We start from the raw sequence: 22,157 nt of genomic DNA, 5'->3' as shown, positions 1-22,157 counted from the left end.
GCTTCCTTTTGCATTTTTGCAAAACTCTTTTGAGACATTGCCTCTGTTCGCGGGATTTCTGCAAGCCTATTGTGCGCATAAATCTATCGGAGGAGTTATTGATGCAAGATCTGACCCATTTCCTGAACGGCGAAATGGTCGCCGGTACATCCGGTCGTTTCGACAACGTCTACAACCCGGCAACGGGCGAGGTTCAATACAAGTGCCCGATGGCAAGTGCTGCGGAAACCACGGCGGCGATTGAGGCCGCAGCCGCTGCCCAGCCGGAATGGGGCGCAACCAACCCTCAGAAACGTGCACGTGTCATGATGGCAATGGTCGGCCTGATGAACCGCGACATGGACAAACTGGCCGAGGCACTAAGCCGCGAGCACGGCAAAACCATCCCCGATGCCAAGGGCGACTTGCAGCGTGGTCTGGAAGTGATCGAATACTGCATCGGTGCACCGCAGATGCTGAAGGGTGAGTTTACAGACAGCGCAGGCCCCGGCATCGACATGTATTCCATGCGCCAACCGCTAGGTGTCGTAGGGTCGATCATGCCCTTCAACTTCCCTGCGATGATGCCTCTGTGGCATGTCGGTCCTGCACTGGCCTGCGGTAACGCCGTTGTTCTGAAACCGTCCGAGCGTGACCCCTCGGTTCCGCTGATGCTGGCCGAACTGTTTGTCGAAGCCGGTCTGCCCAAAGGCGTGTTCCAGGTCGTGAATGGCGACAAAGAGGCCGTTGATACGATCCTCGACAGCGAGATCATTCAGGGCGTCAGCTTTGTGGGGTCTACCCCAATCGCGCAGTATATCTATAGCCGCGCCACAGCAAACGGCAAACGCGCCCAGTGTTTTGGTGGTGCCAAGAACCACATGATCGTCATGCCGGACGCCGATCTGGATCAGGCCGCCGACGCGCTGGTCGGTGCCGGGTTTGGCGCAGCTGGCGAACGCTGCATGGCAATCTCTGTTGCGGTTCCCGTTGGTGAAGAAACCGCGGACAAGCTGATCGAAAAGCTGATCCCACGCGTCGAAAAGCTGAAAGTAGGCCCCTACACCGCTGGTGACGATGTCGACATGGGCCCTGTTGTAACCGCCGCCGCGAAAGAACGTATCCTTGGCCTGATCAATTCGGGTGTCGAGCAAGGCGCAAAGCTGGTTGTCGATAACCGCGACTTCAGCCTGCAAGGTTATGAGGACGGTTTCTTTGTCGGCCCGCACCTGTTTGACCATGTCACTCCGGACATGGACATCTACAAACAAGAGATCTTTGGCCCGGTTCTGTCGACCGTCCGTGCTGGTTCCTACGAAGAGGCGATTGGCCTGGCGATGGACCACGAATACGGCAACGGCACAGCGATCTTTACCCGCGACGGTGACACAGCGCGCGACTTTGCAAGCCGGATCAATATCGGCATGGTGGGCATCAACGTTCCGATCCCCGTTCCGCTGGCTTATCACACTTTTGGTGGTTGGAAAAAATCCATGTTTGGTGATCTGAACCAGCATGGCCCGGACAGCTTCAAGTTCTACACCCGCACTAAAACAGTGACCGCACGTTGGCCGTCCGGCATCAAGGAAGGTGGCGAGTTCAACTTCAAAGCCATGGACTGATTTCAGCCTGCACGACCATGGAACCCGGCCCCATTCAGGGCCGGGTTTTCGCATCTTTCCGCCGACCAGCGTTCAAATTCCCCACGCTCACAAGAAATTCAGGTGCGTCGCTCTGGAAAATTGCGTCCAATGGAAATATCTTGCCGCCAAATACACAGCGAGCAGTGAACTTACCGGAGGCAACCTTGTCCCAATCCCGAATAACCCGTCGTTCCGCCCTACTGGGTGTTGCATCTCTGATGGCGACCCCCGCCCTTGTTCGGGCACAAAGCACTGATGCTTTCCCGCAAACCGAAGACGCGATCAGCACACAGTTGCCGGTACGGCGCAATGTGTCGTCCTTCTCGCAGCAAAACTGGCAGGACCATTTTGATGAGCTGGGCGTAGGCTGCCTGTTGGCCGACATTACCAGCCGCGCGGTTCACTATTGGGCGCCGGATGGCACCTATAAGCTGTACCCCAGCTCTGTGCCCATGAGCGAAGAGCTTACAAAACGCGGCTACACAAAAGTTGTGCGCAAGACCGAGTTTCCAAGCTGGACACCGACTGCCTCGATGCGCGAGCGTGACCCCAGCCTGCCTATTCGGATCGATGGCGGTGATCCCGGAAACCCGCTGGGCACCCGTGCAATGTATTTGGACTGGCCCGCTTACCTGGTTCATGGCACGCATGACACCCGCAAGATCGGCCGGCAGAGTTCGTCTGGCTGTATCGGCCTTTACAACCAGCATGTCGAAGAACTGTATCCGCTGGTTAAGGTCGGCACACAGGTTCGTTTGATCTAATCTACCAGCTCAGAAAAGCAAAAGCCCCGGTCATACGCCAGCCCATGCGGTAAATGTTGATAAACGCGAGCGTCTCCGAGCGCTCGCGTTTTTTTTCTGTAAGTGGCTTTAGAATCAGGAAATCGCGGGATAATTGGTAGACGTTCAACCGCCAAACACTGCATTTCAGCCGCTTGACACGTGCGCACAGTTTTCCCACGTATAGTTCATGACCAAGTTGCATACAATCTGCCACCGAATATCGGCCTAACGCCGATAACCCGCACAATTTTTGGGAGGTAGCATGGGTATGCAGGAGGGTCTTATACTCCCTTTAGCGCCAGATTAGCGTTCTTGACCCGGTTCGAGTCCGGGGCCTCCTACCACTTCGGATGGAGATGTTACGCCCGATTTATTGTGACGTCGTTCCTATGTCTTTCACCGCATCTATGGCCATCGCTGAGCTAACAGTCACAAGTCTTGTGTTGAAAACACCAGCTTTTCTGGGATCGCACCTATTAACGGTCGTAATCTTGGCCGGGTGGCTTGGTTGCGATCCAGAAAAAAATCAGAACACTACGGAAGCTTTTGTCGCGCGAGGGTATCTTCCCGTGACTTGAGGAATTGCCTCGAAAGAAACTCTGGACCCCAGTAAACTGTGTATGCTCAAAGATTGGTTCAAAAGCTCTGCCCCTGGGAGAAAATATGTCGAACCATCATCTCCTTTCACAAAGGCATATCCATTCTTGCAGGTTTCTATCTCCCCGCTCATCAAGACTGGTGTGCTATCTTTTGGCTTTCCAGGGTACGGTGCTGATACCAAATCAACGTTTTCGGCACAGAAGCCAATGTGGTTCCTTCCAACTACGAAACTCACCTTTTCCCCAATCATTTCGTTCACAACTGGATGATCAGAAATCCACCCGGAAAAAGCAAAAAATAACGACTGATCGTTGTAATCGATGAACCCAAACCTTTCGCACAATTTCATCAAGACACCCTCGCCAGATTGCCCTTCTGTTAGGTTTTTGCGCTGACTCTCTCGGATGTCATTCGATACCGTTTTCTGATCATGAGCAGGCAGACTTCCAACACCAAACTCAATGAAGAACCACTCTGTTAGGCTGCGGCAAAACGGTTCGTCGGCTGTACCTGCAAAGAAATCTTCCGCCTGGCGAAGCGCATCTCTTGCGTATCTGACTTTCTGACGGGTCTTGTAATCGATATCGTTTGTGGGGATTGTTAAATACACCTCTTTTAACTCAGAAAGCTCTTTGATGACCATTTCCATTTGATCGATCTGAGCAAGCCGCTCAATCTCTCTGACATAGCTTTGAAGTAGAAGTGTAGCAGTACGACGACGAAGACGACGCCCGAGGTCCACCTTTGAGCGCACTGTGTTCAGTATCTCTCGGCTCTCATCGATGCCGCCTTGTATTTGCAGCAGTCTTGCTATCGCGGTTAAGACCTCTGGTGACTCCGGCTGTGAGGCAATCGCGTGGTCGTACTGTTCTTTTGCAGCGGCTAGATCGTCAAGATGCCGCACGAGGAAGTCACCAAACCAAAGCCGCAGTGGAGCATAGTCTGGAAACAGCGCCACCGCCGTTTCATAAGAGTCTTGTGCCTTCATGAATGAGCCGGACAGTGTGCAAGCACCAGCTAAAACGCGGTATGCCTCGAAGTAGTTCGGGCTTATGCTAATCGCTTTTTCAGCAACCGCTCTCGCCGCACTGAAGTCCTTCAATTTTATTTTCGAAATCGCCTCCTTCAAAATCTTTGCGGCCGGAATATCCTCCTCACCTCTAACCATAATCTGGTTCATATCGAATTGGTTCTGCTTGTTCACTCGCAGCAATTGCTCCCGAGTAACCGCAAGATCTTTCTTTCGCTGTACAATCTCTGCTTGATCAACAGTTGGGTTATCAACGTAGTTGCGCACATAGAACTTAGCCAGGCTAGTTGCCTGAAATTTTGGATCTTTATCGCTGCTGGCGTAGTCGACAATATCTACAAGGTTTGAAGAAGCGAGTTCGTTTACGGCACGCTCTACGACAATAGGTTGTAACTCCGTCATAAGTGTCAAAATGGACACCGTTCTTGCGTCGGCAAGAAAAACTAATGTTTCAAGTACTTTCACCGCATCTTCGGTGAGATTCTCCAGAACGTTCGATAAGCAAAACTGAAGGATAATTTTTGGATTGGCCAGTATTCTGTTTGCGCTCTGCCCTTGGGAGATTGATTGCAAGAACCATTTTATGAATAGAGGGTTGTTATATAGTTTCTTCAGATACGCACTAATTTCAGAATTACCTTTTTTAACGAAATCTGAAAGCCCCCAGTAACGAGCGCAGCTTCTGAAGTAAGTTAAGGCCTCGGCATCACCTAACGGTGTAAGGGGAACAGGATAGTCGAAGGCTCCAATGCTAACGCGTGAGGTAAATAATATTTTGCTACCTGTAGGCACATCTCTGACAACTTGGCGAACATTCTCATCAAGAACGGTTTCCAAATTGTCAATAATCAGGAGTATCCTGAAATCACTTAACTGCTCCAATAATCTTTCAATAGACGCACCGCCTTGATCGAGGCCAAGAGCTTCCGTAGCGGCATCGAAGATACCAATAGATGAGTTCACAGCTGAAGTGATCTCTTGAATTTCGTTGGGAGTAAGCCTTGTGGTCTTGGCAGATGTCCAAATGACGGCATCAAACTCGCAGTCGTCACTATCGATAAGATCATAGCAAGCTTTTAGTGCAAGAGCTGTCTTTCCGAGCCCACCTTCGCCGGTTATTGTAATAACAGGATATGGCCCTTTGATCGCTTTGGTTATTGTGGCCAGTTCGGTTTCTCTACCTATAAAGCCAGTGTCATCAAAGTCTGGCGTTGGTAAGTTATGCAGAACGGCCTCATCATCACCTTCAGGTGAAGAAATCGACAGGTTTAGTAGGTATGCAGGGTCGTCTTCTACTCTGTGAATTGTTTCTGACAGTTCTCTCCATAGTACTGGATGCCCCTTTATTGCGCGTTTGCAAGTTTCGAAAACTAATGAATAATCATCGAACTGGAGCGGTCGCGTGTGCATCACTCTATTTCGAACTGGAACGAGCTGGTCCAAGTTCTTTGACAGCGACTTATAGTGTTTCTTGCCCTTTTCCCCCAGAAACGATGAGTGTCTGGATACCACATGTAGCGCATCCGATAAATTTGAGTAATCGATAAGAACATTAGCGTCCGTCGCGTCCGCACCGTCTCGTCGACAGCGGTCAATCAATAACCCTACCACGTCTTCGCCAAAAGCTTCTTGCAGTTTTGCATAAGGAAGAATGAAGTCGGATATTGCTCGTCTCAAGTCCTTTTCCATCGATGACAAGAGTGCGTACAAAACCAACCGAGTTCGGGCAGAAGACATCTTATTCCTTCCAGTTGTTCAGTTTCATAGGCGTTGCATTTATTAGGGTCGTTTTAGTAGGATTATCTACAATGGCGCATCAAATATTTCTTTATTTCTGTAGTCGCTGAAAGTTCCAGGTATGAACAATCGCATTGGCAATACTTCGGCGAACTGATTTGCCGACGGCATGATAATTTACAAAGGACGTCGACATCTGGCGTGAATTTCATGCGCTAACAACTCTCGTACTAAGCTCGGTCGCGAGAGCTTCAGCCTGCTTGAGAACCGTTTTAACCGCTTCCGTCGTGAGATCAGGTGGATACCCATGTCTTTGAAGTATCTTCCTAACTGCTACTCGCATCTTTGCCCGCACGTTCTCTCTACGCCACCAGTCCGTGCCTGAGTTGTTTCTGACTGTCTTAACGAGTTCGGCTGCAATCACCTGCAACTCCTCGTTCGACATGATTTCGACAGCGCTCTCATTTCGAGCCAACGCGTCGTAAAAAGCCCTTTCCTGATCGCTCAATCCATCATCTGGTTGATCTTGCAAATCTCTCGCAATCTGTATGAGCTCTTGGAGTATCTGGAGTGCATCTACACTACGGTTATGGTAACGGGCGATGGCCTGCTCTAGCCGTGTAGAGAACTCCTCTTTCTTTACGATATTGCTGCGTGTTTTTGCAGATATCTGACCGTTCAGTAGTTTTTTCAAAGCCTCAACTGCTAGGTTCTTATGCTGAGCGTTCTGAATTTCTAACATAAACTCTTCTGATAGGACGCTGATGTCCGGCCGATCAAAACCACAAGCTTCAAGAATATCGACTACTTCTGTAGATGCGACCGCGCTATTCAAAAGTTGTTGGACAGCAAGATCTGTAGTGGCTGACTTCGCCTTCTTTGATCCTACATCGAGTTTTTCCAGCCCAGCCCGGACGGCCATGAAGAACGCAATTTCTTCAGCGTGGCTCTTGGCCTCAGTACTGCCGGCTGCGAGTTTGAAGGCGCGAACTAGGGCGGCCATCGCATCTTGAAAGCGCTTTACGCCTTTCTGCGTGTCGTCAGAGGCGTCAAAATCCTTCAATATGTGCTCGATGGCCGATGGTAGCACGGACAGTCGCTCTTTCGGTGTACCGCCAATCGCCACCGAATAGTCAAACCCGTGGAACTGCTGTCGAACAACATCGAGGCAATCCAGAAAGGCAGAAATAGCTTCACCTTCATCAATGCCAGTTTGGGCTTGGTCCGATTGGGAATAGTGCGCCAAGGCGTTCTTTAGTTCCGCAGCAATACCGATGTAGTCGACAACCAACCCTGCTGGTTTGCCTTGAAACACTCGGTTTACCCTTGCAATGGCCTGCATCAAGCCATGGCCCCTCATTGGCTTATCTACGTACAGTGTGTGCATACAGGGGGCATCAAAACCGGTCAGCCACATATCACGAACAATGACGAGCTTTAAGGGGTCATCTAGAGATTTGTAGCGGTTCCTGATCGCCTCTTGGCGGTTTTTCGACCTTATGTGTGGCTGCATGTCTGCTGGATCGCTAGCATTTCCGGTCATTATGACTTTGACAGCGCCAGTATCGTCCGTTTCACCATGCCAATCCGGCCGAGCTGAGACGATCCTATTGTAGACATCCACACAAATCCGTCTGCTCATGCAAACGATCATTGCTTTGCCATCGATGGCTTCAATCCGAGCATCGAAGTGCTCCAGAATGTCAGCTACTACTGCATCCAACCGATTGTCAGCGCCCACAAGAGCTTCGACCTGGGACCATTTTCGCGCAACAGAGTTAGCTTCGTCGTCTTCGAGCCCTTCAGTTGCCTCATCGAACTCTTCGTCTATCTGGGAAGCAATGTCGTCATCCAACTCGATTTTCGCGACTCGAGCTTCGTAGTAGATAGGAACGGTCGCTCCGTCTTCGACGGCCTGCGCGATATCATAAACATCGATGTAGTCGCCAAATACACCCCGCGTGTTCGCGCCCACGAGTTCCACTGGTGTCCCCGTGAACGCAACATAAACCGCGTTTGGAAGAGCTTTTCTGAGTTGATGCGCCAAGCCGAACTTGATCTCGCCCTCTTTGGTGAGCTTTGCATCAAACCCATACTGCGTGCGGTGCGCTTCATCCACCAAAACGATCACATTTGATCGTGCGGTTATCTCGGGGAATTCCCCGCCTCCAGACGGGCGGAACTTTTGAATGGTCGAGAACACAACCCCACCAACCTCCCGGTCTAGCCTCTCTTGCAGATCCTCTATGCTCTCAGCTTGTACCGGATCTTCGCCAAGAAGGTCTTTGCAGCGACCAAAGGTAGCGAACAGCTGGTTGTCGAGATCGTTTCTGTCTGTGAGCACGAGAAGCGTTGGGTTCTCCAGACCCGGATGATGCATCACTCGGCCCGCTAGGAAGGTCATTAGAAGCGATTTGCCTGATCCTTGTGTGTGCCAGATGACACCCGCCTTACCGTCGCCTTCACGAGCCGTCTGGACTGTGTCCATGGCCTTTTTGACGGCATGGAACTGGTGATAGCCAGCAATCTTTTTGATCGGGCCTTTGCCCTCATCTTCGAAGACGACATACCATCGGAGCATGTCCAACAATGTAGAGCGGTTCAATAGGCCGCGAGCTAGCGTCGTAATCGCCATCTCGGAGTGTGGCGGGATCAACGTCTGCCCATCGATGGTGCGCCACGCCATAAAGCGGTCTAAGCCAGCCGACAGGGAACCATAGCGCGCGTTGAAACCGTCGCTTATCACATTCAGCAGAGAGGTGCGGAACAAGTCGGGGATATCGGACTTGTAGGTTTGGATTTGGTTGAATGCCGCCTCGATATCGGCGCCTTCAGTGCCCTTAAGCTCGAGGATCACAAGCGGCATACCGTTTAGAAAAACAACGATGTCAGGTCGCCGCACTGATACACCAACCACATCAACCTGGTTGATGGCTCTCCAATCGTTGAGTTCATCACTCCAATCAATCAGTTTCACAACGGCATTTCGCTCTTCGCCTTCTGCGAAGTAGGTGATTTTGATCCCGTCTACTAAAAGTCTGTGCAGCCGCCTGTTTTCTTGAATGAGGTCGGTTGTGAACACGGCATCCAGAACACGTTTGGAGGCTTCTTCGATAGCAGGCGACGGCAGCTCTGGGTTGATGCGCCTCAGGCTTTCTACGAGGACAGATTCTAGTATCGTTTCCCGATTGCTAGAGCGCAGGGCAGGTTTGACGTCCGGACTGAGCTGCGCGCCATGCATCAGATCAAAGCCCAGTTCACCGAGCTCTTCCATCAAGACATCTTCAAGATCTGCTTCGCTCAAGAACGCCATCAGTGACTATCGCCTCGATTTTTGAACGCTGAACTTAGGTCCGCAATTGATCTACTAAGCGCGCTTTCTAGTTTCCTGATGTGTTGGGAGTGCCATTTCACGTAGTCCGGCCAGTCTTCCTTGTGATAACCTTCGCACGGAAGCGCAAAATACAGACGCGACTCTTTGTAGTCGTCTAGTCTCAACCACACCAACTCATTCCCAAAGGCAGTTTCTACTTCATTCTTTTGCTTCAGGAGTTCATCAAACAGCCATTTGTTTTCGTCCTTGTTCGACCGGGTGAACGCAAACTCTACGCGAATTTCCTTCTTCAAGAAAATCAGCCTGTATGGACAGGAAGCCAAACCAGATCCTGCGCTGAGCCAATGATCGTCGGATGGGCTGATATTTTGATACAGGGAAACGCCATCTTCGCGCATCTTTTCGAGCGCAATCGCCCAATAGTCTTTGCGCAACTTGTGACTCTTGCGCCTTGTACCTTGAGCAGTGCGGGCTTCCGTTTCTTTCTCCGCCATTCCAATCATGAAGTCAGCGGCTTCCGGCGTTGGTATCACCGGCTGAATGTCGACAAAAAGCTCATCTGCAAACACGTACGGGACAACTTTGAAGCAGCGAGCATCGACGCCATGCTCGCGCAGCCAGAGCACAGTTGCAGTAACCTCCTTACGGAAATTGGCGGCAATAAAGAAAAGGCGCTGATCATTTCCGGGGTTCAGCACTACCTCGTCGAGTTCCTCAACCTCCAAGAACTCGCAGATCCCCTGAGTGGCGTTGCCGCCACCGCAGTAGCGATCAAGGTACTTTTGATAGATGTCGACAATCTGCGCCTTGGTCAGGCTGGAAACATAGGCCGTGTATTTTAACGCTTGCCAGGTAACGTCGCGCCCAGAGTCGTCGAGTTTGTTTTCGACAACAACAAGCTGACCGTCTTTGTCCAATGCAAGAAGATCAAGTCGCTCCCGAGTGTCGGCAAAGCCATCAAACTCTTTTTGGATGATCAACAGTTCTTCACCGAGCGCGTCGGGCTGATTTGCAAGCCATTCTTGCAAATGTTCTCGCTCACGAAGATTTAAATCAGAGAAGCGTTTTTCCTCCAGCTTTTTCAATCTGTTTTCAGAACGGTTCACCTGAAACATTCATTCACCTCGAAAAATCAGAGAAGTCTAAATGGGCGACACCTGCCAATTCATGTTTCTCAAGATACCCTTGTAAAAAGTCGGTTTGTTGAAACAATTGTAGCCATTGTGGGTCGGGATCATCGGCCGCAAATTTAGTTTTAGAGCGAGGGCTACCCAGAATGGCACTAGCGCCGCACGCACCAGAAGGTTGGACCAAATGATGCCATGGCCTCATGACCGACTTTAACTTCTTCACGCTGTTGCTGTTCGCGGCTTTCACTTTATGAGCGCTCGCAATAGTGCAACCCCAGAAGCTTCGTCCTCTATACCCTGGCTCGCCACCCGACGTGAAAGAAGCGGAACTCATGCCGTGCTCATGGTTGAAAAACACGTAGACAGGATGGTTGCGACCCGCCATGGAAATCAGGTTGTTGACCTGCCCGGATTTGGGGTCGAGTCCGCCATAGTCCTTTTTGGTTGAGCGAAGGTACAAGCGTTTGGCCTGGACGCGAAGGCCAAGTGAGCAGGAAGGAGTTCGTATGAACCACTCCCAGTCTGCACCATTAAGTTTCTCTTCGGCTTTGGAGAACATACGAACGCGCAAGCCATGTCTTGCCTTGTCCTTTGCCATCCGCAGAAGGAGCATTTCGGTCAGAGTTTCTTCTTGCAGACTGAGGCCGCGTCGAAATGCTTGGCCTTGCTCATTCCAAACCCAGCCTGCACGCTGACGGAGATAGTCCCGAATGACGCTGGTCAAGCAACATCCTCCACCCGTTCCTTCGCTTCACCCACGCGCAATTCTCCAGACATCAGGCGCGGAAGGAGGGTGTCGCGTAGAGCCGCAAGTGTTTGAGATTCAGCCGCTTTCTCGTTACATCCATCGAGAAGTGGCTGGACCATTTTTGCGAAGGTTTTCACAACCCGCTCGTCGCTAGGCAAAATAGTCGTCAGAGACTTCATGGCTGATTGGTTAAGCCCAGGTTGCGCAACGCCTGTCGCTAATTCGCGCATTTGCCACATGCAGTTGTCGCTAGACAAAGCAAGATATGCGAAATGCTGGCCAATACTTTCTTTGACGCGCACCCTAAATACGTGCTCGTTGATACAAGCCTCTGCGAAGGGAAAACCTTCTGAAGTATATGAGACAGCGGGCCTGAGTTCGCCAGGCTTGCCTCCATCTTTGTAGACCAAAACATCTCCGTTCGAGAGTTTCCCTTTTTTCATCGAAGCAAAGAACTCACGTGGCACAAACTTCGTTTTGCCGAAATCAAAGACTCCAATTCGTTTGATACTTTCGGCACCGATGCTGGGCACTCCTTCGGTTACTTCAGACACCCCACCCTTGGGCCGGCGACCAGTTTCAAGAACCGTGTAAAGGTCTTCAAAGCTGTGCCAATCCCATCCCTCAGGTAGCCCATCTTCTCCAAAGCTATCCGGAAACAGCGCAACAGTTTCGGCGTCCATATGGGCAGGCTCGCGCCCTTCAACCTTGGCCCAAACGGGGTCGAAATCGACGAACCACGACCGATAGAGCGCCCGCGCCATCTCCTCCAAGGTGACCGCTGTTTTGTGGTTTAGTTCGATTTTGTCGTCTAGTGAGCCCAACACCGCCGCGATATCGCGTTGGTCGACGATTTCAGGTGCGTCGATTGTAAAGCCCTCAATCATTCCTTTTGTTAAAGCAGGCCGTGTCGCGCCAACGGAAGCGAGTGCGAGCATATGCTCTTGGAATGGGACGTTGACCAAGTAGTAGCGCAAGAAACGCGCATCTAGCTGTTGGGCATCTGGGCGAATGATCGCTACATGTTGGTTTACACGTGCGGGTCCAAGGTGCTCTGGAGCCTGGCACACTCTAGCTACGGAATCGCCGGTGATATTGAGCAGGATGTCTCCCGACGAAACTGCGACACCGTCCAGTTTCGCTGCTTGCTCCTTTGAAATAAAGGCCAAACCGGAACTTTCAAACCCGTGGTTGTGGACATTTTGGCTGCGGACCAAGGCGAAAGGTCCCGCATCCAGATAGGATGATTTCCCACCTTTGGGTGTAGCACCGCTTCCGATCTTCTGGCAGACATCTCCAAGTCGAATAGTCATGCCAATGCCCCTAGCCGCGCTTCGATCTCCTCCTCCAAGCGGCGGCCCTCAGCAAATTGGCTTTGCAGTTCCTGAATCAGACGTTCGAACTTCTCCTCGAAAGGCTCGCTGTCCTCCTCGGCCGCCCCAGCGCCGACATAGCGGCCCGGCGTTAGGACGAAGTTGTTTTTGGCGATCTCATCCATTGCGACCGACTTGCAGAACCCGGCTACATCCTCGTATCCGCCAGCGTCCGGCTCACCGCGCCACGCGTGATAGGCAGAGGCAATTTGTGCCATCTCCTCTTCCGACAGCTCCTTCTGCTTGCGGCTGCCTTCGACGAGTGCACCCATCTTCCGCGCATCAATGAACAGCACTTCGCCACGCCGATCCCGAAGGGTCGCGTCCTTAGCAATGCCGTTTGATTTGTCTTTTGCGAGGATCCAGAGGCAGGCTGGAATCTGTGTACCATAAAAGAGCTGCCCTGGCAGAGACACCATAGCATCAACAGCATCAGCCTCGACCAAAGCACGACGGATTTCACCTTCCCCGCTTTGCATGGATGACATTGATCCGTTCGCCATAACGACGCCACCAATTCCGGTGGACGACAGGCGGGCATAGATATGCTGAATCCAGGCGAAGTTTGCATTGCCCACGGGTGGTGCACCGTATGACCAACGACCGTCCTCTCTAAGCAAGTCACCGGACCAGTCCGCGATGTTAAATGGCGGATTGGCCAAGATGTAGTCAAATCGCTCATCCGCAAACTCATCTCTGAGCAGCGTGCCCTCCGAATTCCAACGCAGATCGCCGAAAATGCCGCGGATCGCCAGGTTCATCCGCGCCAAGCTAAAAGTTGTATGATTTCGTTCCTGGCCGTAGATCGCGACATCCGACTTCTGGCCTTGGTGGGCTTCAATGAACTTCTCTGACTGAACAAAGAAACCACCCGTGCCGCAGCAAGGATCATAGACGCGCCCCTTGGTGGGCTCAATCATCTCGATAAGCGTGTTAACTACGGATTTGGGCGTGTAGAACTCTCCACCCCGTTTGCCCTCGGAGGACGCGAATTCACCAATACAGTACTCGTAGATGCGGCCGATCAAATCGAAGTCGGCAGAAGTTCCGTCGAGCTTTAAGTTTGTAAAAAGATCAATGAGACCGGAAAGGATAAGTTTGTCCAGCGTATCGCGCCCGAATACTTTAGGCAGAGCGCCTTTTAGGCTTTCGTTTTCGGTCTCAATGTCGCGCATTGCCTGATCCAGCCTAATGCCGATCTCAGGGTTCTTGGAATTCTTGGAGAGGTAAGACCAACGTGCTTTTTCTGGAACCCAGAAGATATTTTCGGCCAAATACTCGTCCCGATCTTCCGGGTCGCTGTACTCGTCTGCTGAAAGTTTCTCGTGCAAGCGCTCGAAAGAAACCGACACGTAGCGCAGAAACAGAAGCCCCAGAACGATATGTTTGTACTCGCCTGCATCCATTGCCCCGCGCATTTTGTTAGCGGACGCGAAGACGGTCTTTTCAATACTCATTGCGTTCCCTCGTTGACGACTAGCAGTTTCACTTCACATAGGAGCTATTGAAGCTCCTTGGTTGGCCGCTGCCGCCACATATTATTGATTTTATGCCAGAACTTACTACTGAATCGCCGACACTGCGCTGAGTGAACCGGAAAGATTGAGCGAACACAACATCTAGTTGTATGACAAAAGGTCTCTCGGGTAGATTTTGCCTTTCGTCAATCCGAGCCGCATAGCCGGTGTCTGATTATCGTTTTCGGGAGGCGCAAGCATATAATTGTAGTAAAATCTGAGGATAGCGGCCATCTTGGGAACCATCTCAGGATTGTAGTAAGAGTATGCGTGCCAAATTCTCTGTTGGTTGGACGCAGTTGGAATCCCGCGCTCAAAACCAGCGACGCGCCTGCGTGCAAAATTGAAATAGGAGTCGACTGGGTGAAGGGAAGCCAACGAAAGCATTTGGCCCAAGTCGACCCATCTCATTCTGTCCGCAAGGGTTGCCCACCTAACAATCTTTAAAGGTTCAGCTTTCGTGTGGAATGGCCACATCACGCCTTCCCGATTAAAGGCTTGAATGCGCTCCTCCGACGTCTTTGACTCGAACATATTGTTCAGGTGAATTGCCATGCCGGCCTGCATATCCGTTAGCTCTGGATACTTTTCCTGCACTAATGGGATCAAGCTACGATAACCTGCTTCCATGTACCGAAACATGCGCCTCCCCTCGTTCACATAACTCAGGCGTTCGTCATTTGTCAGGCCCTTCACGAATCTAATCTCAAACACGTTTACGCGTTCTGATTTGACAAGATCTACATTCAACGCGCAAATCGCTGCCGCAAGGCCTGACTCCGCATCCAAGCAGTAGTTGGCAACATTGAATTGCTGTCCGATCAGCTTTTTCACTAACATCATATGTGCGTACTGAAAGGCATCGCCACGCACTCTGGTTCCGTGACCCGGTAGCTTCAACTCTCCACCAACTGCGAGGTCATCAATGGAGTGGCTTGGAGGCATTTGCCTCGCTAGTGACTGTGAATATTCCCTGTACGACCAGAGCCTTGCGTGTCTTCGCATGGAGCGGTTGATTTCAAAGTCTCCGCATTGCTCCATCGCTTCTTGCAAATCCCTTGGGTCGACGGCTGGGTCGTAGTCAACTGTCGACGCCACAACGAATTGGGAGTACTTGTGAACCGTCGCCATGTGCAGCAAGGGGATAGTGCCTCGGCGCTTCTTGACCGGCCAGTTGACGAGGATTGTTTGGATGTCTGTTGCGAAATAGGGATCTTGGTCCTCAAAACAGAGATGCAGGTAGTTCTCCCGATCTCTCGCGAAAGCAGTAACTTGGCGATACAAGAAGTCAATTTTGCCGTGGACTTGCTTTAAGCTTACGTCGTGCATCTCGCAAATCCGGCTCAGTGGTACTTTGTTTACAAGACATCGTAGGATTGAGGCTGTATCGCTCGTCTGTTTGTGGCGTCTGGTGGGGGATCCAACAGACACAGTTTTCTTGCAGCTCTTGCAACGATAGCGTGGATCCCCCTTGGCAGTTTTTCCAAATTTCTGATACCGGTTTGGCATCAAGCTCATGGAGGCTGCGAAATTATCGCAACGTGGATTGGAGCAATGTACTTGATTTGTTCGCCTGATTAGCTGTCGCAGACGTGCGTACTCTTCCATCACTGCTTGGTTCGACTTTACAATGCTGGATCTGTTGCAGGCAGGGCAGATGTACGTTCGGTCTTCGCCGGCGCCTGAGATTTTCCCCCTTGCTTGCCCTAGACCGGGTCTTCCTCGTCCATCTAATGGGTCTGGAAAGATGCCAAATCTCTCGCATGTACTGTTTCGGCAGAAGTTAATTGAGAATCCACCGGGGGTGGAGGGAAGCCTTCTCCGCACAACTCTCGACGATTTCTTCGGGGACACTTTACTGTCAGGAGTCGTGGGATTTGGCATAGAAGCCCTGCAACATTGAACGAAACCCCGCCAGCATACTGACGGGGTTTCGGATTATCAACATTTATGGCAGGGGCTGGCGGTCATACGCCGGGGCTTTGATCTCTTTAGGAACAGAGCGTCATTCCGGCAGGATAACAGCGTCGACCACGTGGATCACGCCATTGCTGGCTTCAATATCTGCCTGTATGACCTTGGCGTCATTCACTTTGACGCCGTTTTTGGCATTCACGCTAAGCCGATCACCCTGAACAGTCAGAACCTTGGCGCGCTTGCCAGCAATGTCGCCGGACATCACTTTGGCTGGTACTACATGGTATGTCAGGATCGATACGAGTTGATCCTTGTTCTCCGGCAACAACAACGTTTCCACCGTGCCTTCGGGTAGTGCGGCAAAGGCTTCGTCTGTTGGGGCAAAGACGGTGAATGGACCTTTTCCTTTCAAGGTATCTACCAAACCTGCGGCTTGAACTGCGGCCACCAACGTGTTGAACGATCCGGCTGCTACAGCGGTATCAACGATATCTGCAGCCTGCGCTTTGAGCGGCATGGCAAATGCAAATGCGGCGGCGGCACCCATAAAAGTACGACGAAACATGGCTGTCTTCTCCTCTCCAGCTTGTTATGGAAAGGGATACGGGGCTTTCGTCACGCCGGATCAGTCTGAGATCATTTTTCTTTTAGCTGCACCCACATGCTTTGCGCGCGACCTTCAGCCAAAAAGGGCAAATCGGCGACGGCATCGGGTCGATCCTGTTGCAAGTAATATCCCGGCCAAAGCATTGAATACGCGCCAGATTGCAGCAAAGCGTGCAGCATGTACTGCTCACCCCAACCCGGGCAATCATAGAAGAACCGCTTGGGGTATTCGTAGGGCAGAAAAACATCGTGCACATGGATCACCACTCCGGGCTTCAGTGTTGGAATGATGCGGCAAAAAAGATGAGCTACGTCGTTGCTCATCCGCACGACGTGGCTGGAATCAATAAACAGGATGTCGCCGGCTTCCAGCTCTGAAAACAGCGCCGGGTCGGCCTCCTCCAGCCGTTTTTGTTCGAACCGATCAACAACATGGGCAATGTCAGCGCGGGGATACGGATCGATTGCCGTAATTGTGGTGTTAAACCCGCCATCGATGACCGCCTGCCGGGTTACTCGGGTCGAGTTACCGCATCCAACCTCGATCACCCGCCGGGGCTGAAAGCGGCGGATCATCAGATACAAGGCATCCGCGTCCGGGCTGTCGTAATAGCCGTTTCCGGTACGATAGCCAGTCTGATTGCGCTCTGGATCCTTCAGCGCCTCTAGCGCATTCTTGTGCATGGCGTATTCACTGGCCAGCTGCGAAATATCAAACCCATCCATCCCCGGGGACAAAGCATAGACGGGGCGCGTCAGACCTCCGGCAGCCTCAAAAGCTTCCAACCGTGTGCGCTCATCCTGTTCGGTGACCTTGTCGACCAGTTTCACACCCAGCTCATCCAGGGCGGCGTTGATCTGCGGGAATTTTCTGGGTTTCAAGTCGCTGGCTCCGTAGTCTTTGCTGCGATGTTCCTTACCTTTGCTAGTCGTTCCTCTGCAAGGACAAGCCGGGCAAACCCTTGGCAAAAAGAAAATTTCCGTATTCACTGATCGAAATAACTACCGCGAGGGCCGCCATGCAGCAGGAATTCACGATCGGGATCGAAGAAGAATACCTTCTTGTAGACCGCGACAGCCTCCAATTGTCCGAAGCCCCCGAAGCGCTGATGGAAGCCTGTCAGAATGATTTCGAAGGTCAGGTCAGCCCCGAATTCCTGCAATGCCAGATTGAAGTCGGCACCCGCCCGCATGCAACCGTTGCTTCGGCGCGCGAGGACCTGAAACGCCTGCGGTCCTGTGTATCAGAACGGGCAGCGGATTATAATCTGTCGCCAATTGCCGTGTCGTGCCACCCTTTCGCAAACTGGAAGGATCAGCATCACACCCGCAAAGAACGCTATGATGCGCTGCAACATGCGCTGGGGGGCGTGGCCCGCCGGATGCTGATCTGCGGAATGCATGTTCATGTCGGGGTTGAAAGCCAAGCATTGCGTTCTGATCTGATGCCGCAATTGTCTTACTTCCTGCCGCATCTTCTGGCGTTGTCCACGTCCTCGCCTTTCTGGAATGGCGAGGATACGGGCCTGTCTTCGTACCGCCTGACTGTCTTTGACAATTTGCCGCGCACTGGTCTGCCGCCGGTCTTTGCAAGCTGGGGCGAATATGAACGCACGACAGGTATTTTGATTGAACTGGGGGTCATTGAAGATACCACTAAGATCTGGTGGGACCTGCGCCCCTCGCATCGCTTTCCAACGCTTGAAACGCGGATTATGGATGTCCAGCCAAGGTTGGAGCACACGCTTTCACTTGCCGCCCTTATTCAGGCGTTGACCAGAATGTTGTGCCGCTTGAAAGATCGCAACTTGCGCTGGCGGCAATATGATCGCTTTCTTATAGGTGAAAACCGCTGGCGCGCACAGCGATATGGTGTGGGCGAAGGATTGATCGACTTCGGCGATCGCTCGATCAAACCCATGTCCGATTTGATCGGTGATCTGATGGGATTGCTGGCCGAAGATGCCGAGGCACTGGGCACAATGTCGGAACTGGCCCGCCTGCGGCAGATTGCCGAAAACGGCACCTCGGCCACACGCCAGCGCCGCGTTCACGCCGAGGCTGCCGCACGAGGAGAAGATCCCGGCAAGGCCGTCGTACGCCACCTGATCGAAGAGTTCCATGCGGATCTTTAGGCACTAACGACAACAGCCCCGTGCCCAGAGCCATTGTTGAACCTGCAAAATTTCTGTAAGAATTCAGAAATAAACAACTGTTCAATTCATTGCCGATGGGAGGGAGCGCCATGGATTTCGCACTCAGCGAGGAACAAACAGCCATTTTCGATATGGCACATGCCTTTGGGCAGGAACATATCGCCCCTTTTGCCCGGCAATGGGAGGCTGATGGAACGATCCCCAAAACCTTGTGGCCCCAAATCGGAGAGCTTGGCTTCGGTGCCCTTTACGTGTCAGAGGCTAGCGGTGGGTCAAACCTGACCCGTCTGGATGCAACCCTGGTTTTTGAGGCCTTATCGATGGCCTGCCCGTCGGTCGCAGCCTTCCTGTCGATCCATAACATGTGCGCCAAGATGCTCGACAATTTTGCCGACGATGACCTCAAGGCGCGCATTATGCCCGATGTTCTGAGCTTGAAAACTGTGCTGAGTTATTGCTTGACCGAGCCCGGCTCTGGATCGGATGCGGCGGCGCTGAAAACACGTGCCGAACGAACCAATGAAGGCTATACGCTGAACGGAACAAAAGCCTTCATTTCAGGCGGCGGATATTCCGACGCTTACGTCTGCATGGTGCGTACCGGTCAGGATGGACCCAAAGGGATATCGACCGTTTACGTTGAAGACGGCACGCCCGGACTCAGCTTCGGCGCGCTCGAGCAGAAGATGGGCTGGAAAAGCCAACCCACCGCGCAAGTTCAGTTCGACGATTGCAAGATACCGGCCGGAAACCTTGTGGGCACGGAAGGAGACGGGTTCAAATATGCGATGATGGGGCTGGATGGCGGGCGGCTTAACATTTCGGCCTGTTCCCTTGGGGCCGCTCAGGCGGGGCTGGACATGACGCTGCAATACATGTCTGAACGTAAGGCTTTTGGCCAATCCATCGACCAGTTTCAGGCCCTTCAGTTCCGTCTGGCGGATATGGAGATCGAATTGCAGGCCGCGCGTACGTTCCTTCGGCAGGCAGCCTGGAAGCTGGATCAGGGCGCATCCGATGCCACGAAGTTCTGCGCTATGGCCAAGAAATTCGTCACTGAGACCGGATCGAAAGTGGTGGATCAGTGCCTGCAATTGCATGGTGGTTATGGCTACCTTGCTGATTACGGCATCGAAAAGCTTGTGCGTGATCTTCGTGTGCACCAGATATTGGAAGGCACGAATGAGATCATGCGTGTGATCGTATCGCGCCAGTTGCTTGCCAATCGCTGAGGCATCCATGTCAGATATCGATATCCGCACCACAGGCCGTGCCGGGCGTATCACCCTGACCCGTCCTCATGCGCTGAACGCGATGACCTATGACATGTGCATGGCCATCGACACAGCGCTGCGCAACTGGCGCGAGGACGATGAGATTGACCTGATCATCCTGGACGCCGAAGGGGAAAAAGCCTTCTGCTCGGGCGGTGATATTGCTGAACTTTATGAAACCGGCACCAAGGGCGATTTCTCTTACGGTCAGAAATTCTGGCGTGACGAATACCGTCTGAATGCCCTGATCTTCGAATATCCAAAGCCGGTCATCAGCTTTCTTCAGGGGTTCGCGATGGGCGGCGGTGTTGGCATCGGATGCCATGGCAGCCATCGCGTTGTAGGTGAAAGTGCAAAGATAGCCATGCCAGAATGCTCCATCGGACTGGTGCCGGATGTCGGCGGCTCTTTGATGCTGGCCCTTGCACCCGGACGCACGGGTGAGTTTCTGGGGACAACGGGCTATCGGATGGGGCCTGCGGATGCGATCTATGCAGGGTTTGCCGATCTTTTCATCCCACAATCACAATGGTCCGATCTGATCGAGCTGCTCGAAGCCTCTGGAAACGCTGAACTATTGGCTGACCATGCTGATACACCGCCTGTTGGTGAATTGGCGAACTTGCAGGCCCAGATCGATCAGCATTTTTCCGGTGAAACCCTTGGCGACGTTCTGAACAGTCTGCACAGCGACGACAGTGAGTTTTCGGAAAAAACTCTGGGCATACTGAGGAAGAACGCGCCGCTTTCCGTGGCCTGCACGATCGAGATTCTTCACCGCCTGCGTACCCCTTCTCTGACCATACGCCGAGCTCTGGAGATGGAGTATCGTTTCACCTACCGCGCGATGGAGCATGGAGATTTTCTGGAAGGTATCCGCGCGCAGATCATCGACAAGGATCGCAATCCGAACTGGCAGTTTCCTGACATGAACGTCCCTCTGGTTGCCGTGTCGAAAATGCTTCAGCCCCTGGGTGCGGACGCCCTGACTTTCGAAGAGGATTAAGAGATGCAAATCGGTTTCATCGGACTGGGAAACATGGGCGCGCCAATGGCGGCCAATCTGGCAAAAGCCGGTCATAAGGTACTTGGCTTTGACACAGCGGGCGTGACGGTTGACGGAGTTACTCCGGCCGAAACCGCTTCGGAAGCCGTCGCAGCGGCCGATGCTGTCATCACGATGCTGCCAAACGGTGCGATTCTGAGGGCCGTTGCCGATCAAATCATTCCCGCAATGGCACAAGGTGGCGTGTTAATCGATTGCTCGACGGTTGATGTGGAAAGCGCGCGGGCAGTTGCGGATCAGGCCATCAACGCCGGACTGTTGTCCGTAGACGCGCCGGTTTCAGGCGGCATCGGTGGTGCTGCGGCTGGCACGCTGACCTTCATGGCTGGCGGATCAGAGGCCGCGTTTGCCAAGGCATCCCCCCTGTTCGACATCATGGGGCAGAAAGCTGTTCACTGTGGTGAGGCCGGTGCCGGCCAGGCCGCCAAAATCTGCAATAACATGATCCTTGGTGTCACCATGATCGCAACCTGTGAAGCCTTCGCCCTAGCCGACAAGCTTGGTCTGGACCGGCAGAAGATGTTTGACGTGGTAAGTACGTCGTCCGGATACAGTTGGACGATGAACGCCTATTGCCCTGCCCCCGGTGTCGGTCCGCAAAGCCCGGCGGACAATGGGTACGCCCCCGGATTCGCGGCCGAGCTGATGTTGAAGGACCTGCGCCTCAGCCAGCAGGCGGCAGAGAGTGCAGATGCAGATACACCGATGGGTCAGGTTGCCACCGCGCTTTATGAGCAATTTGTCGAGAATGAAGATGGCAAGGGACGCGATTTCAGTGCCATGCTGCCACGGTTCGAAAAGCGCGGGCGTGAATAAGACAACTGGCGGCATCTTGCCCAACGATTTGACAGATGTTGGGCAAGCGACCATCTAGGCAGTCATGAACAAAAGGCCCGGCTGGCCAAATCGCAAAGGACGGCGACATGACGAGATTTTTGGTGACGACGGCAACTCTGGCGGCTTTGGCCCTTTCCCCGGTTGCCGCGGTTGCAAAGAATAAGGCCGGGCATTGCCCTCCGGGTCTGGCCAAGAAATCCGTTCCCTGCGTGCCGCCTGGTCAGGCAAAGAAAATCTATCGCGATGGTGACTTCATTACCAATGACTACCGTTGGATCAATGACCCCTATCGCTATGGGTTGAACCGAAACTACTCATATGTCCGTGCGGGTGATTACGTGTACCGGGTCGACCCCGAGACACGCAAAGTCCTGAACCTGATCGGCGCGATCGCAGATATCCTGAACTGAGGCCGCGTCTAGGCA

16 protein-coding genes are annotated in these 22,157 nt (G+C 52.6%); 7 read left to right on the top strand and 9 right to left on the bottom strand.

Translation table 11 applies throughout. The features are described from left to right. The first annotated feature begins 101 nt into the window (after positions 1–101). Together ACR0BK_RS00985 and ACR0BK_RS00980 are read left to right on the top strand one after the other, a co-directional pair. Positions 102–1,601, top strand: coding sequence for a CoA-acylating methylmalonate-semialdehyde dehydrogenase (locus tag ACR0BK_RS00985; protein ID WP_209596112.1), 1,500 nt, complete (start codon positions 102–104; stop codon positions 1,599–1,601). A 239-nt stretch (positions 1,602–1,840) separates the two neighbouring features. Continuing rightward, positions 1,841–2,386 carry a L,D-transpeptidase gene (locus ACR0BK_RS00980; RefSeq protein WP_480517736.1) on the top strand — a complete coding sequence of 182 codons (546 nt, stop codon included), beginning with the start codon at positions 1,841–1,843 and terminating at the stop codon, positions 2,384–2,386. Between the two features lie 547 nt (positions 2,387–2,933). On the opposite strand, the gene ACR0BK_RS00975 is transcribed toward ACR0BK_RS00980, so the two are convergent. The 9 genes from ACR0BK_RS00975 to ACR0BK_RS00935 form a co-directional block, all read right to left on the bottom strand. Next, on the bottom strand, positions 2,934–5,726 hold the full coding sequence (locus ACR0BK_RS00975) for an NB-ARC domain-containing protein (protein WP_480553401.1): 2,793 nt from the start codon (positions 5,724–5,726) through the stop codon (positions 2,934–2,936). A gap of 256 nt (positions 5,727–5,982) precedes the next feature. Continuing rightward, positions 5,983–9,087, bottom strand: coding sequence for a type I restriction endonuclease subunit R (locus tag ACR0BK_RS00970; protein WP_480553400.1), 3,105 nt, complete (start codon positions 9,085–9,087; stop codon positions 5,983–5,985). Further along, positions 9,087–10,223 (bottom strand): DUF4268 domain-containing protein, encoded by a 1,137-nt coding sequence (locus tag ACR0BK_RS00965; RefSeq protein WP_480553398.1) that lies wholly within the window; start codon positions 10,221–10,223, stop codon positions 9,087–9,089. Before ACR0BK_RS00965 ends, ACR0BK_RS00970 begins: the two co-directional genes overlap by 1 nt. A 4-nt stretch (positions 10,224–10,227) precedes the next feature. Then, complete coding sequence (locus ACR0BK_RS00960; protein ID WP_480553397.1) at positions 10,228–10,962, bottom strand: DUF6615 family protein; 735 nt, start codon at positions 10,960–10,962, stop codon at positions 10,228–10,230. Beyond that, positions 10,959–12,299 carry a restriction endonuclease subunit S gene (locus ACR0BK_RS00955; RefSeq protein WP_480553395.1) on the bottom strand — a complete coding sequence of 447 codons (1,341 nt, stop codon included), beginning with the start codon at positions 12,297–12,299 and terminating at the stop codon, positions 10,959–10,961. Before ACR0BK_RS00955 ends, ACR0BK_RS00960 begins: the two co-directional genes overlap by 4 nt. Then, positions 12,296–13,816 carry a type I restriction-modification system subunit M gene (locus ACR0BK_RS00950; RefSeq protein ID WP_480553393.1) on the bottom strand — a complete coding sequence of 507 codons (1,521 nt, stop codon included), beginning with the start codon at positions 13,814–13,816 and terminating at the stop codon, positions 12,296–12,298. The genes ACR0BK_RS00955 and ACR0BK_RS00950 overlap by 4 nt, the downstream gene beginning before the upstream one ends. Before the next feature lie 162 nt (positions 13,817–13,978). Beyond that, positions 13,979–15,205: a hypothetical protein gene (locus ACR0BK_RS00945; RefSeq protein ID WP_480553391.1), complete on the bottom strand. Its 1,227-nt coding sequence runs from the start codon at positions 15,203–15,205 to the stop codon at positions 13,979–13,981. Positions 15,206–15,881: 676 nt separating this feature from the next. Beyond that, a complete protein-coding gene (locus ACR0BK_RS00940) occupies positions 15,882–16,358 on the bottom strand; it encodes a fasciclin domain-containing protein (protein ID WP_480516897.1) in 477 nt (158 codons plus the stop codon). A gap of 71 nt (positions 16,359–16,429) precedes the next feature. Next, positions 16,430–17,281, bottom strand: coding sequence for a class I SAM-dependent methyltransferase (locus tag ACR0BK_RS00935; RefSeq protein WP_480553390.1), 852 nt, complete (start codon positions 17,279–17,281; stop codon positions 16,430–16,432). 137 nt (positions 17,282–17,418) lie between these two features. Between ACR0BK_RS00935 and ACR0BK_RS00930 the strand changes: the two genes are divergently transcribed. The 5 genes from ACR0BK_RS00930 (at position 17,419) to ACR0BK_RS00910 (ending at position 22,142) form a co-directional block, all read left to right on the top strand. After that, positions 17,419–18,534 carry a carboxylate-amine ligase gene (locus ACR0BK_RS00930; RefSeq protein ID WP_480472551.1) on the top strand — a complete coding sequence of 372 codons (1,116 nt, stop codon included), beginning with the start codon at positions 17,419–17,421 and terminating at the stop codon, positions 18,532–18,534. A 110-nt stretch (positions 18,535–18,644) separates the two neighbouring features. Further along, positions 18,645–19,787 (top strand): acyl-CoA dehydrogenase family protein, encoded by a 1,143-nt coding sequence (locus tag ACR0BK_RS00925; RefSeq protein WP_480493274.1) that lies wholly within the window; start codon positions 18,645–18,647, stop codon positions 19,785–19,787. 7 nt (positions 19,788–19,794) lie between these two features. Then, positions 19,795–20,835 (top strand): enoyl-CoA hydratase/isomerase family protein, encoded by a 1,041-nt coding sequence (locus ACR0BK_RS00920; protein ID WP_480553388.1) that lies wholly within the window; start codon positions 19,795–19,797, stop codon positions 20,833–20,835. A gap of 3 nt (positions 20,836–20,838) precedes the next feature. Then, a complete protein-coding gene (mmsB, locus tag ACR0BK_RS00915; protein ID WP_480553387.1) occupies positions 20,839–21,711 on the top strand; it encodes a 3-hydroxyisobutyrate dehydrogenase in 873 nt (290 codons plus the stop codon). 107 nt (positions 21,712–21,818) lie between these two features. Then, entirely contained in the window at positions 21,819–22,142 is a 324-nt protein-coding gene (locus tag ACR0BK_RS00910) for a hypothetical protein (RefSeq protein ID WP_209504052.1), read from the top strand. Positions 22,143–22,157: the final 15 nt, after the last annotated feature.

Source organism: Ruegeria sp. AF1, assembly GCF_056542125.1.
The sequence above is the reverse complement of the archived record's forward strand: the minus strand, read 5'-3'. Positions and strand labels throughout refer to the sequence as shown.